We start from the raw sequence: 12,544 nt of genomic DNA, 5'->3' as shown, positions 1-12,544 counted from the left end.
GCGCGCGGTTCAGATCCTTCCGCCCTGGATCCTTCCGCCCTAGATCCTTCCCGCCGTCTTGAAGCGGTCGAGCGAGACCGCGAGCAACAGGACGGCTCCGACCACCAGGCCCTGCCAGAACACGCCGACCGAGTTGATGATCATCGCATTCTCGATCAGCGCGATGAAAAGGACGCCGAGCACGCCGCCGATGATCGTGCCCTCGCCGCCCTTGAGGCTCGCGCCGCCGAGCACCGTCGCGGTGATCACCTTGAGCTCCAGCCCGACGCCGGCGTTCACCACCGCGCTGTTGAGCCGCGCGGCGCCGAGGACGCCCGCGAGCCCGGCGAGCGCGCCCATGATCACGAAGCCGATCAGGATCAGCCGCCCGACCCGGATGCCCGAGAGCTGCGCCGCCCGCGGGTTGCCGCCGACGAAATAGTACTGGCGGAAGAAGCGGGTGCGCGCCACCAGCCAGCCGCCGACGAGCGCGAGGGCGAGCATGGCCCAGAACGGCGACTGGATACGGAAGAACGGGTCCGCCGCGCGCCCGTAGGCGGCGAATGCGTCGCCGATCGGCGTGACGCCCGTGCCAGCGGTGACATAGGTGAGGCTGCGGAAGATCGCCATCGTCGCGAGGGTCGCGATCAGGGCATTGATGCCGATCCGCGTGACGATCAGCCCGTTCGCGAGCCCGCAGAGCGCGCCGACGAGGATACCCACGAGAATCCCCGCCTCCGCCGGCCAGCCCCACCAGCCGCAGACCACCCCGGCCCAGACGCCCGAGAAGGCGAGGACCGAGCCCACGGAGAGATCGAACGTGCCGCCGATCATCAGGAGCATCATGCCGCAGACCAGTATCCCGACGGGCGCGAGGTTCAGAAGCACCGCGCGCATGTTCGACGCGGTCGGGAAATTGTTCGGATAGGCGATGCTCATCACCACTGCGAGGCTCACGAGCAGCACGAAAAGCGTCAGTTCGCGGGAATCGGCGAGGCGCCGGACGATGCGAAGCACCGCCCCCTCCCGCTCCCCGTCCGGGGTTTCGGACACGGTGTGCAAGGTCTCCGTTGTCATCGTTCTCCTGCCAGTTCGGCGTGGCCGCGCGCGGCGGTCGCGGCGGTGTCGAGCTTGACACCCCTGGTCGCGAGCCGCAGCACCTCTTCCTCGGTCGCCTCCTCGCCCGGAAGCTCGCCCACCGTCCGACCCTCGGCCATGACGACGATGCGATCGGCGAGCGCGAGCACCTCGGGCAGGTCCGAGGACACGACCAGGAGTGCGACCCCCCTCGCCGCCAGCGCGCGGAGCAGCCGGTAGATCTCGGCCCGCGCGCCCACGTCGACACCCCGTGTCGGCTCGTCCACGATCAGGACACGGGGCTCCATCGCCAGCCACTTGGCGATCAGGACCTTCTGCTGGTTGCCCCCCGAGAGGTGCCCGACCAGCTGGCGCACGCCGGGGGTGGCGATCCGCAACTCGTCCACGAAGCTCTGCGCGAGATCCTCGGCCTTGACCGCGGAATAGCGGATTCCCGTCGAGACCCGGGGCAGCACCGTCGAGGCGATATTGTCGACGATGTCCATTCCGGCGAAGAGGCCGGAGGTCTTGCGGTCCTCGGGCACCATGCCGATCCCCGCCGCCTTGCCGTCCCAGGGGCCGGTCTGGGCGATGACGCCGCCGTCGATCCTGACCGTGCCGCCCCTCCGCGGCCGCGCGCCGAAGATCGCCTCGCAGAATTCGCTGCGCCCCGAGCCGATCAGCCCCGCGAGGCAGACGATCTCGCCGGCCCGCACCTCGACCGACGCGGACCGCACGCTCGGGGGTGCCGAGACATCATGAGCCGAGAGCACGACCTCGCCGAAGCGTCGTCCCGCCGCGCCGCGCGACAGATGGACCTCACGGCCGACCATCAGCCGGATCAGCTCGTCCGGCGTCGTCTCGTCTACCCGGCGTGTACCGGCGAGCCTGCCGTCCTTCAGCACCGTCACCAGATGGCAGAGCGCGAAGATCTCCGTCAGCCGGTGCGACACGTAGATCACCGAGACACCATTCGCGGCGAGCCGGCGGACGACCTCGAAAAGCCGGGCGGTCTCGGTCAGCGTGAGCGCCGCGGTCGGCTCGTCGAGGATCAGGATCTTCAGATCGCGCGACAGCGCCTTGGCGATCTCGACGATCTGGGCCTGGGCGGCGGAGAGCGAGGAGACCCGCGCGGCCGGGTCGATCGCCACGCCGAGCTCGGCGATGATCTCCGCCGCCCTCGCCCGCATCGCACGGAAATCCACCCGTCCGAACCAGCGCGTCGGCTGGCGGCCGGCGAAGATGTTCTCCGCGACCGAGAGATGCGGGACGAGCGAGCCCTCCTGGTGGACGATCCCGATCCCGAGCTCGCCCGCGGTCTTCTCGTCGATGTCGCCGATCTCCTCCCCATCGATCAGCAGCGTGCCGGAGTCGCGCGCGTAGACGCCGGCGATGATCTTGCCCATCGTCGACTTTCCGGCACCGTTCTCGCCCAGCAGCGCGCGGATCTCGCCCGCCTCGACGGTCATGGACACATTGTCGAGCGCCTTCACACCCGGGAAGGACTTGCCGACGCCGCGGACGTCCACCCGCGGGATGGAAAGGTCTTTCATATCGCGGTCGCTCCTCCGTCGATGAGAAACGGCGCGCCGGTCGCGTATCTGCTTTCGTCCGATGCGAGAAACACCGCCGCGTAGGCGATGTCGTCCGGCACGCCGATGCCGAGCGGATGCATTTCCTCGACAGCCCTGCCCACCGCCTCCGGATCGTCCTGGAGGGCGATGAAGCCGCGGTAGAGCGGCGTGTCGATGGTTCCGGGACACAAGGCATTGGCGCGGATGCCATCCTTGGCGTAGCGCGCCGCCATCGATCGCGACAGATGCACGACCGCGGCCTTGGAGGCGCAATAGGCGGGATGCATGGCAAAGCCGATGAAGGCGCTCTCGCTCGCGACGTTGATGATCGAGCCGCCGCCGGACGCCCGCATCATCGGGATCACTTCGCGCGACACGAGATAGACCGATTTCACGTTGACCGAGAAGATCCGGTCCCAAGCCTCCTCCGGCATTTCCTCCAGCCCCCCGGGGATCGAGATGCCGGCGTTGTTCACGAGCGTGTTGATCGGCCCGAAGGCCCCGGCGGCCTCGGCGACCGCGGCCGCGACCTGATCGGCGCGGGCGACATCGCAGGCGAAGGCGCGGACCGCTTCCCCGCCGCCCGTCGCCCCGCCGCCCGCCGCCTCGTGCGCGGTTTCGAGCCGCGCCGCCTCGGTCTCCAGCGTCGCCGCGTCGCGGTCGAGCATGGCGACCACCGCGCCCTCGGCGAGGAAAGCTCTCGTGATGGCGAGACCGATCCCGCTCGCGGCGCCGGTGACGATGGCGGTCTTGCCTGTCAGCCGTCCGGCCATGCCCTACTCCTTCGCCTGGAGCGCCCGCGCCTCGGCCGCCCGGACCATCCAGACCATCGCGTCGTTGCAAGGCGTGGCAATTCCGAGACGCCGGCCGGCATCGACGATCGCGCCATTGATGACGTCGATCTCGGTGCGCCGCCCGGCCTCCATGTCCTGATACATCGACGACTTGCCGCCCACGGCCTTCTCCAGAAGCCCGGTGATCGCCGCCCAGCGCTCGTCGTAGTCGAGCGCGATCCCCTGCGCCGTCGCGACCTCGACCACCTCCTTGAGCAGGGCGGCCATGAGCTCCTTCGTGCCGTCGAAGGCGACGAGTTCATGCGAGAGGAACCGCAGCAGCGCCGAGCTCGGCAGCGTGCAGACATTGAGCGCGAGCTTCTTCCAGACCTCGTCGAGGATGCGCTCCGACCGCGTGGTCTCGAATCCCGCCGCCGCGAATGTCTCGGCCGTCCGCGCGAGTCGTTCGCTCATCGCGCCATCGAGTTCGCCGAGATAGGTCATGCCGGCGCCCGGATGCTTCACATTGCCCGGGCCGAGCAGCATGCCGCCGTGATAGGTGAGGCCCACCAGAACCCGCTCCTCGCCGACGATACCGGCGATGACGGGCGCGTTACCCCACCCGTTCTGCAGGCTCAGGACCGCGGTCTCCGCCCCGATCATCGGCGCCGCGGCGCGCACGGCGGTGTCGGTGTGGTAGCATTTCACGAAATTGATCACGAGATCGACGGGGCCGACCCGACCCGGGTCGGCGGTGGCCGGAACCCGGATCAGCTGCTTCGAACCGTCGCGCTCGTCGATGGTGAGGCCCTTCGCGTTGATCTCGTCGACCGCCGCCTTCGACACGTCGATCAGGGTCACATCGTTTCCGGCCTTGGCCAGGTAGCCGCCAAAAAGGCCGCCCATGGCTCCACCGCCGCCCAGAACGGCGATTCGCATCCGTCTTCCTCCCTTGCCCGTCGGCGGCTCGCTATTTTCGCAACCCGTTGCCCCGAGGCTCGTCCTCCCGCCCGCCGACGGCTGATGACGGCGCGAAAGCCCGCCCCTCCGCTATCGCGGGGCAGGCCCTCGACTTCCCTCCAGGCTACGCGCAGGCAGAAAGACGTCATTGTGCCCGCTGCACCGCTGTAATCCTCGCAGGCTGTTGCATGGTTGTCAAGCATGATGGTATGAAAGGTGCATGGTCGATCCACTCATCATAGATCGCAAGAAGCTCTTCGAACATGTCGCCGAGCATCTGGAGGCACAGATTCTCGCCGGGAAACTGCGCCCCGGCGATCAGCTTCCCCCCGAACGCGACCTGAGAGCAAGTTTCGGCGTCGGCCGGCCGGCGATTCGCGAGGCGTTGATCGCCCTGCAGAAGGCCGGACTGGTCGAGCTTAGCAACGGCGCGCGCGCGCGGGTGCTGATGCCCACGGCGAGCCATATCTTCACCGGCATGGCCCCGGCGGTCCGGCAGATGCTCTCGACCGACGACGGCCAGCGGCATTTCCAGGGCGCGCGCATGTTCTTCGAGGTCGGCCTCGCCCGGATGGCGGCGGCGCGCGCCACCGACGACGACCTTCGCTCGCTCGCCCGGGCGCTCGAGACCAACCGCGCGGCGATCGGCGATTCGGAGCAATTCACGCGCACCGACATCGCCTTTCATTTCGAACTGGCCAAGATCGCGCGCAATCCGATCTTCATCGCGCTGCACGACCAGATGTCTGACTGGCTGAAGGAGCAGCGGGTCGTGACCCTGGCGGCCAGCGGGCAGGAGCGCATCGCCTACGACGCCCACGCGGCGATCCATGACGCGGTCGCCGCCCGCGATCCGGACCGCGCGGAAGCCGAGATGCGCGCCCATCTCCAGCAGTTGTCCGACACCTTCTGGAAGCAGCGGAAAGCCAGGGACGAGAACCCCGCCGACTGACCGGCCAGAGTGGGATGCCATGACAGGGCGCTTCCAGCCCTTTCCTTACGCGCTTCCCGACTCCGCTTCACCTCGAGCATAATGCCGCGCGGTCGGGCGCGAGCGGCGAGCCCCGCGCCCTCCTTCGGGAACGTCCCGCCCGCGAACGATAATGCGAACTATTATCAAATAGTTTCAGACAGTTGCGGTGAGCTCGGCGCTCGGCTATGGCTTCGGCCTCGGGCGGGGGCAGGGATATGACGGGACCGATCAAAATCGCGGTGGGCAGTCTGGTCGTGGGAGCGGCGGTCCTCGGGATCAAGTATCTCGCCTATGCCGTCACCGGCTCCATCGCGCTCTACTCCGACGCGCTCGAGAGCTTCGTCAACGTCGCAACCGCCATCGCGGCGCTCTTCGCCGTCCGGCTCTCGGTTCAGCCGGCGGACCGCAATCATCCCTATGGGCACCACAAGATCGAGTATTTCAGCGCGGTCTTCGCAGGCACGCTCATCCTGGTCGCGGCCGGGATGATCCTGCTCGAAGCCTGGGAGGGCATCCGGAACCCCCGGGCGATCGAGGCGCCGGTGCCGGGCCTGCTGCTGAGCGGGCTTGCGAGCGTGATCAATGCCTGGTGGTGTTCGGTCCTGATCCGGAAGGGTCGCGCGCTGCGCTCCCCCGCCCTGGTCGCCGATGGCAAGCATCTGCTGACGGATGTCGTGACCTCGATCGGGGTGACGCTCGGGATCGTGCTCGCCGTCGTGAGCGGCTGGCTGATCCTCGACCCGCTGATCGCGGGCTTCGTCGCGCTCAACATCATCTGGTCCGGCTGGCAGGTGATCCGTGAATCCTTCGGCGGGCTGATGGACGAGGGTCTTCCGGAAAAGACGCTGACCCCGATCCTGGAGGCGATCGAGCGTGGCGCCGCCGGGGGTGCGATCGAGGTGCATGACCTGCGCGCGCGCATCAGCGGTCCCGCGACCTTCGTCGATTTCCACATGGTCGTGCCGGGGACCATGCCGGTCTCGGAGGCGCACGAGATCTGCGACCGGATCGAGCATGCGATCAAGGAAACGACGGCGGACGCCCTCGTGACCATCCATGTCGAGCCGGAGGAGAAGGCGAAGCTCGACCCCGACGCCCCGGGGCTCGCCATCGCGACCAAGGGCTGACGCCGGGGGTGGGGGCCGTTACGGCCTCAGCCGATGGTCGCAAGCACCGGGAAGGTGTCGAGCAGCCAGAAGGACAGGCTCGTGAACCCGCCGGTCAGCATCAGGAGGCCGACGGTGACGAGCAGCACGCCCATCGCCCGCTCGACCATCGGCATGTGGCGCCGCATCCCCGCGAGCAGACCCAGCGCGTGACGCAGGAAGAGCGCGGTCAGGAGGAACGGCAGGCCGAGACCGATCGCGTAGAAGCCCATCATGAAGAGCCCGCGCTCGATCGAGCCCTCCTGCGCCGCGAGGCTCAGGATGGTGCCGAGCACCGGGCCGATGCAGGGCGTCCAGCCGAAGGCGAAGGCGAGGCCGAGCAGATAGGCGCCGAAGGGAGTCCCGCCCTGATCGCCCGCGTCGATCCGCGCCTCGCGGTAGAGCAGCGGAATCCGGAGCACGCCGAGAAAATGCAGCCCGAAGAGCACGATCACCACGCCGCCCACCAGCGCCATCTCGCGCTGATAGGCGAGGAACATCCGCCCGAAGGCCGAGGCGGCGAGGCCGAGGATCAGGAAGACCGTCGAAAGCCCGAGCACGAAGAAGGCCGCCGCCGTCATGACGCGCCGATCCACCCGACGGTCCGGGCCCCCTTCCCGGCGCATGTCCTCGATCGAGGTGCCGGCCATGTAGGCGAGATACGGCGGGACGATCGGCAGCACGCAGGGCGAGAGAAAGCTCAGGATGCCCGCCACCAGCGCCACCGCGAGCGCCGGCGCGAGTGCGCCATCGAAAAGATCGATCCCGAACATTCCCCGTCAGTCCCCTTGTCCCGTTCGCGGCAACCTATCCTGCCCGCGCCGCCGCGTCACGGCCCCGGTGTCTCAAAATGCCGTGGCCAGCCGTGGCGTTTGGTGGCATCCGGGGGGCATGGACTGGGACGACGAGATCGACGCGCGGGGGCTGCTCTGCCCGCTGCCGGTGCTGCGGGCGCGCAAGCGCCTGCTCGCGCTGACCGAGGGCCGCGTACTCCGCGTGCTCGCCGATGACCCGGCGGCCGTGGTGGACATGCCGCATTTCTGCGCCGAGACGGGGCATTCGCTCTTGTCGGCGACGGCGGAGGGCGGCGGCACCGCCTATCTGATCCGCCGGGGGCCGGACCGGCCGGACTGAGTCGTCGAAGCCGGCGGCTCCGTTCAGAGAATGAAATCGGCCGCGGAATAGGCCGAGGCGAGCGTGGCGCCGTCCTGGATCACCAGTTCGAAATCCGGCGCCGCGTCGCCGTCGTTGTTGGCGCGCAGGAGCGTGCTGGTCCCCGAGTCCGCGAGCCAGAGATGCCCGCGCCCCGTGCCGCCAAGCTCGAAACTCTGGTTGCCGGCGGCACGCGTGTCGGCGTCGATCCCCGAAACGTCGATCCGGTCGCCGCCGGCCGCGCCGGGCCGCTCGAAGGCGCCGGCGCCGCCGCCGGCCCGGATCAGATCGCGCGCGGCGAGACCGGACTCGGCGCGCGCGTCGAAACGGAAGACATCGTTCCCCGCGCCGCCGATCAGCGTATCCGCACCCGCGCCGCCGACGAGGATGTCATTCCCGGCGTTGCCCACCAGGCGATCGGCCCCGCCGAGCCCGGAGAGCGTGTTCGCGGCGGCGTTGCCGCTCAGCACATCGGCGCCCGAGCCGCCCCGCGCCGCCTCGATCACCGTGCCGAGCGCGATCGACATGTTGCCATCGAGCCCGCCGACCGAGGAGACCGCGCCCTGATTGAGATTGATGCGCTGCTGCGCCGAGAAGCCGGAGAAATCGAGCGTGTCGCGCCCGCCGCCATCAATGATCGTGAAGGCCATCTCGTCGGCGTGGCGCGCGAGATCTGCGAAGACGGTCCGGCCGATGCTGGTGTTGAACCCCCAGACCGTGTTGCCTTCGAACCCGCCGAGGTCTCCGTACATCCAGCCGAGCGCCAGCCAGTCCGCGACCATCGGCGACAGCGTGAAGGCATGGTCCGCGTCGACCGTCGTGTTGTCGGTCTGCGAGAAATACGACATGACCGACGCCTGCCAGCTGTCGTTCAGATAGTGGTTGCTGTTGTCGCCATGGGACGGGTCGCTCGTATCCGTCACATAGGTCGCGCCGCCATTGTAATTGCCGGCGTGGCCCAGGCCGAGGGCGTGGCCGATCTCGTGCACGAAGGTCTGGAAGGAATAGCTCGCGGTACCCTGGCCGTAGTCTGAGACCCACTCGGAACCGATGTTGACCGTAGCCGTCGCGATCGTGCGCGGCGCGTCGGCGTAGGTCGCGGCCCAGCTGTAGGCGGCGTTCTCGTTGTTGTTGACGAAGTTGATGTCGACCGAGGCGCCCGAGGCCGTGGTCCGCGTGAAGTCTATGCCGAGCACCTCGCCATAGAGCGTCAGCGCCCGTTCGGCCAGCGCCGCCCCCGCGGCGGAAAGCTCGCTCACATTGTAGCGCAGCGTGCCATTGTTCGCACCGACGCCGCTTGAGCCGAGGTTGAAGCTCCGGGGACCGTCCCCGACGTCGGACCAGTAGCCCTCCCGCAGATAGCTGGCGATCTGCGCGTTGCTGTAGGTCGGCAGCGGGGCGCCTGTCACCGTCGCGGCTGCGACCTGTCCGGGCGTCGCGGCTGCGACCTGCCCGGGTGTCGCGGCGGAGAGCGGCTCGCCGGCGCGGAACGGGTCCTGAGAGATGTGAGCCAGGCTCTGGGAAACAAGCGCCGACCGGGCCTCGGCGGCGGAGACCCCCATCGCCTTCGGCCCGAAGTCGTGCCGCGAATCGGGCGCGGTGGCCTCCAACCCATCGAAGACAAACCGATCTTCGGAAGAGAAGACGCGCGCCATGGCTGGCCCCACCCTGTCGTACTACCAAGGCAGGCCTTGTCTGTCAGAGCGACCGCGCGGGTCAACCGCCAATCGCGCGAACGACGCAAGTCGGCAGAAAGTCGCAGGTAGGAAGCCCGCCCGCGGAAGACACGCCGAGCCGGGGGCGGGAAATGCCCCGCCCACCGGCCCAATCAGGCTTGTGGACTCTGACCCCGCCCCCGCCCCCGGCCCGGAGGCTGTGCTTCAGAGCCCCTTGGAGCGATAGCTTCCCGCGACCCGGCTGATCGAGACCAGATAGGCCGCGACGCGGAGATCCTCCACTCCCTTGCGGTTGTGCCAGACCTCGCGGATCGCCTGATAGGCCTCGCGCATCGTGTCATCGAGCCCGGAGCGCACGAGTTCAAGTTCGCCCGGCCCGCGCACGTACTGGGATTTGAACATGTCCGAAAGGCCGTGCTTCAGGCCGCTCGCCTTGGCCACCCGTTCCAGTTCCTGAACCAGCATCGCGTGCTCCGCCTCCTCCTGGCGGCGCTGCATGCGGCCGAAGCGGATGTGGCTGAGGTTCTTCACCCATTCGAAATAGCTGACCGTGACGCCGCCGGCGTTGGCATAGAGATCCGGAATGATCACCGTGCCCTTCTGCCGGAGCAGGTCGTCGGCGCCCGCCGTCACCGGACCGTTCGCCGCCTCGATGATGAGCGGCGCCTGGATGCGATCGGCGTTCGCCAGATTGATCACGCCTTCCATCGCGGCGGGGATCAGGATGTCGCATTCGGCTTCGAGGATCGCGGCGCCTTCTTCGAAATAGGTCGCACCGGGGAAATCCTTCACGCCGCCGGTCGCACCGACATGAGCCTTCAGATGCTCGATCGCGAGGCCCTCGGGGTTCATCACCGCGCCGTCACGCTCGATCACCCCGATGACGAGCGCGCCATCCTCTTCCGACAGGAACTTCGCCGCGTGATAGCCGACGTTGCCGAGCCCCTGCACGATCACCCGCTTGCCGTCGAGCGAACCGGAAAGCCTCGCACGCGCGGCATCTTCCGGGTACCGGAAGAACTCGCGCAGCGCGTACTGGACGCCACGCCCCGTCGCCTCGACGCGGCCGAGGATACCGCCCGCGTTCAGGGGCTTGCCGGTCACGCAGGCGGCGGCGTTGATGTCGGTCGTGTTCATCCGGCGGTACTGATCGACGATCCAGGCCATCTCGCGTTCGCCGGTGCCCATGTCGGGCGCGGGGACGTTCTGGCTCGGATTGATCAGGTCGCGCTTGGCGAGCTCGTAGGCGAAACGCCGGGTGATGAGCTCGAGCTCGTGCTCCTCCCACTCGCGCGGGTCGATCCTGAGCCCGCCCTTGGACCCGCCGAAGGGCGTCTCGACCAGCGCGCATTTGTAGGTCATCAGCGCCGCCAGCGCCTCGACCTCGTCCTGGTTCACGCTCATCGCATAGCGGATGCCACCCTTCACGGGCTCCATATGCTCGGAATGGACCGAGCGGTAGCCGGTGAAGGTGTGGATGCCGCCCCTGAGCCTGACACCGAATCGGACCGTATAGGTGGAGTTACAGACACGGATCTTCTCTTCGAGCCCCGGCGACAGATCCATCAGCCGCACCGCGCGGTTGAACATGAGATCGACGGATTCGCGGAAGCTCGGCTCGCGCACAGGTGCGTTCATCATCCTAATCCCTAAATATCGCAGCCTTCTCTGGGCCCTGACGCCAGCTAACGCCGCCCGAACAGCTCAGGCAAGCCCCTAGGGCCAAACCGGAACAGTCTTTCGACCGCGCGCCTCACCCGCGCGGCTTTGTCCGGCGTGTCGGCTCGGCCGAGGCCGGGTCCTCGGGCCAGGGATGTTTCGGATAGCGCCCGCGCATGTCCCGCCTGACATCGGCGTAGGAGGTCTTCCAGAAGCCCGGAAGGTCGGCGGTCGTCTGCACCGGGCGGCCCGCGGGGGACAGCAGTTCTATCACGAGCGGTACCGCGTCGGGCCCGATCGTCGGGTGGCGGGTCAGGCCGAACATCTCCTGCAATCGCACGGCGATGCCCGGCGCGGCGCCGGAATAGTCGATGGGCAGCCGCGTGCCGGTCGGCGCCGTGATCTCGCCCGGCGCCAGCGCGTCGAGTCGCGCGCGCGCTTCCCAGTCGAGCCGGTTCGAGAGCGCACCAGTGAGGTCGATCCGCGCCAGATCCTCCGCGCGGGCCTTTCCGACGAGCGCCGGCGCGAGCCAGTCGTCGAGGCCCGCGAGCAGTCCCTCCTCGGAGAAATCGGGCAGGTCCACGCCGCGTCCGCGCAGCCATTCGACCCGCGCGGCGAATCGTCGCGCCGGAGCCGTCCAGGGCAGCGCCGCGAGGCCGAGGTCGCGCACGCCCTCCGCGAGCGCGGCGGCCACCGCCTCGGGCGGCGCATCGGTCCAGGGCCGGTCCTCCAGCGGCAGTGCGCCGAGCATCAGCCGCCGGCGCGCCCGCACCATCCGGTCGCGCCGTGACCATTCGCAGAGCGTTTCCCGGCGAAGCTCCCCGGCGTGGACCGCGCGGATCTCGGCTTCGGTCACCGGGAGCGCGCGGCGCGCCTTCGCCTCGCGCGGATCGCCGTCGAGATCGGCGATCACGAGGAAGGGTGCGCGGCCGAGCGGATCGCCCGCGGGCAGGACCGCGCCCTTGCCGCCCGAGAGCAGGTAGCGCGGCGCCTCGCCCTCCCGGCGCTTCGCCACCCGGTCGGGATAGGCGAGCGACAAGGTCGCACCGGGGCTGAGCGGCTCGCCGAACGACTCACGGGGAGGCTCGCCAGGACGCTCACGGGGCGCTTCTCCGGCGGGCTTCCCGCGCGTCCCCGCCCGCCCACCCGCGCGAAGCCGCCGCGCCTCGGCCCGGATCGCCGCGATGGCGCCGCGGTCCACGCCGACGGGATGCTCGCGCTCGGCCGCGGCCGGATCTCGGAGCGCGCGGAGCCGGATCGCGAGATCCGCCTCCGCCGGCCCGTTCAGCCCGCGCAGGGGATCACGCGCGGCGATGAGCGCGGCGAGATCGGCGGCGCGGTCGAGGCCGCCGTGCTCGGCGGCGGTGGTCAGCATGTGGCCGAGGCGGGGATGCGTCGGCAGGGCGGCGAGCACCCGGCCATGCGCGGTGATCGCATCGCGTTCATCGAGCGCGCCCAGGGCCCGCAGCAGCGCCCGCGCCTCGGCTAGCGCCGGCCCGGGCGGCGCGGTCGGAAAGGGCATCGTCTCGACGCCGCCGCCCCAGAGTGCGATTTCGAGCGCGAGGCCGGCGAGATC

Annotated in this window: 11 protein-coding genes; 3 read left to right on the top strand and 8 right to left on the bottom strand. The window is 69.2% G+C overall.

The window, feature by feature from the left end:
- Window positions 1-39: 39 nt before the first annotated feature.
- The 4 genes from ACLJK8_RS15680 to ACLJK8_RS15665 are packed head-to-tail and all read right to left on the bottom strand — an operon-like array spanning window position 40 to window position 4,342.
- Complete coding sequence (locus ACLJK8_RS15680; protein WP_413151284.1) at window positions 40-1,056, bottom strand: ABC transporter permease; 1,017 nt, start codon at window positions 1,054-1,056, stop codon at window positions 40-42.
- Window positions 1,053-2,609 (bottom strand): sugar ABC transporter ATP-binding protein, encoded by a 1,557-nt coding sequence (locus ACLJK8_RS15675; protein ID WP_413151283.1) that lies wholly within the window; start codon window positions 2,607-2,609, stop codon window positions 1,053-1,055. The genes ACLJK8_RS15680 and ACLJK8_RS15675 overlap by 4 nt, the downstream gene beginning before the upstream one ends.
- Window positions 2,606-3,403, bottom strand: a complete 798-nt coding sequence (locus tag ACLJK8_RS15670; protein ID WP_413151282.1) for an SDR family NAD(P)-dependent oxidoreductase — start codon at window positions 3,401-3,403, stop codon at window positions 2,606-2,608. The genes ACLJK8_RS15675 and ACLJK8_RS15670 overlap by 4 nt, the downstream gene beginning before the upstream one ends.
- Window positions 3,404-3,406: 3 nt before the next feature.
- Window positions 3,407-4,342, bottom strand: coding sequence for a ketopantoate reductase family protein (locus ACLJK8_RS15665; protein WP_413151281.1), 936 nt, complete (start codon window positions 4,340-4,342; stop codon window positions 3,407-3,409).
- Between the two features lie 241 nt (window positions 4,343-4,583).
- On the opposite strand from ACLJK8_RS15665, the gene nanR reads away from it, so the two are divergent.
- Both nanR and ACLJK8_RS15655 read left to right on the top strand, forming a co-directional pair.
- Window positions 4,584-5,315, top strand: coding sequence for a transcriptional regulator NanR (gene nanR, locus ACLJK8_RS15660; protein WP_413151280.1), 732 nt, complete (start codon window positions 4,584-4,586; stop codon window positions 5,313-5,315).
- A gap of 236 nt (window positions 5,316-5,551) precedes the next feature.
- A complete protein-coding gene (locus ACLJK8_RS15655; RefSeq protein ID WP_413151279.1) occupies window positions 5,552-6,463 on the top strand; it encodes a cation diffusion facilitator family transporter in 912 nt (303 codons plus the stop codon).
- Between the two features lie 26 nt (window positions 6,464-6,489).
- On the opposite strand, the gene ACLJK8_RS15650 is transcribed toward ACLJK8_RS15655, so the two are convergent.
- Entirely contained in the window at window positions 6,490-7,254 is a 765-nt protein-coding gene (locus ACLJK8_RS15650) for a cytochrome c biogenesis CcdA family protein (protein WP_413151278.1), read from the bottom strand.
- 118 nt (window positions 7,255-7,372) lie between these two features.
- Here ACLJK8_RS15650 and ACLJK8_RS15645 point away from each other — a divergent pair, with 118 nt between their 5' ends.
- Window positions 7,373-7,615 carry a sulfurtransferase TusA family protein gene (locus ACLJK8_RS15645; protein ID WP_413151277.1) on the top strand — a complete coding sequence of 81 codons (243 nt, stop codon included), beginning with the start codon at window positions 7,373-7,375 and terminating at the stop codon, window positions 7,613-7,615.
- A gap of 23 nt (window positions 7,616-7,638) precedes the next feature.
- On the opposite strand, the gene ACLJK8_RS15640 is transcribed toward ACLJK8_RS15645, so the two are convergent.
- From ACLJK8_RS15640 to ACLJK8_RS15630, 3 genes are all read right to left on the bottom strand, one after another.
- On the bottom strand, window positions 7,639-9,288 hold the full coding sequence (locus ACLJK8_RS15640) for a M10 family metallopeptidase (RefSeq protein ID WP_413151276.1): 1,650 nt from the start codon (window positions 9,286-9,288) through the stop codon (window positions 7,639-7,641).
- A gap of 225 nt (window positions 9,289-9,513) precedes the next feature.
- The gene (locus ACLJK8_RS15635; RefSeq protein ID WP_413151275.1) at window positions 9,514-10,947 is read right to left on the bottom strand and encodes a Glu/Leu/Phe/Val family dehydrogenase; all 1,434 of its coding nucleotides are present in this window, start codon (window positions 10,945-10,947) and stop codon (window positions 9,514-9,516) included.
- Between the two features lie 115 nt (window positions 10,948-11,062).
- Window positions 11,063-12,544, bottom strand: a 1,482-nt coding sequence (locus ACLJK8_RS15630) for an ATP-dependent helicase C-terminal domain-containing protein (RefSeq protein WP_413151274.1), incomplete at its 5' end; no start/stop codon positions are given.

It is taken from the genome of Amaricoccus sp. W119, assembly GCF_047275745.1.
GTDB lineage: Bacteria > Pseudomonadota > Alphaproteobacteria > Rhodobacterales > Rhodobacteraceae > Amaricoccus.
Note: the sequence above shows the minus strand (reverse complement) of the source record. Positions and strands in the feature narration are given on the sequence as shown.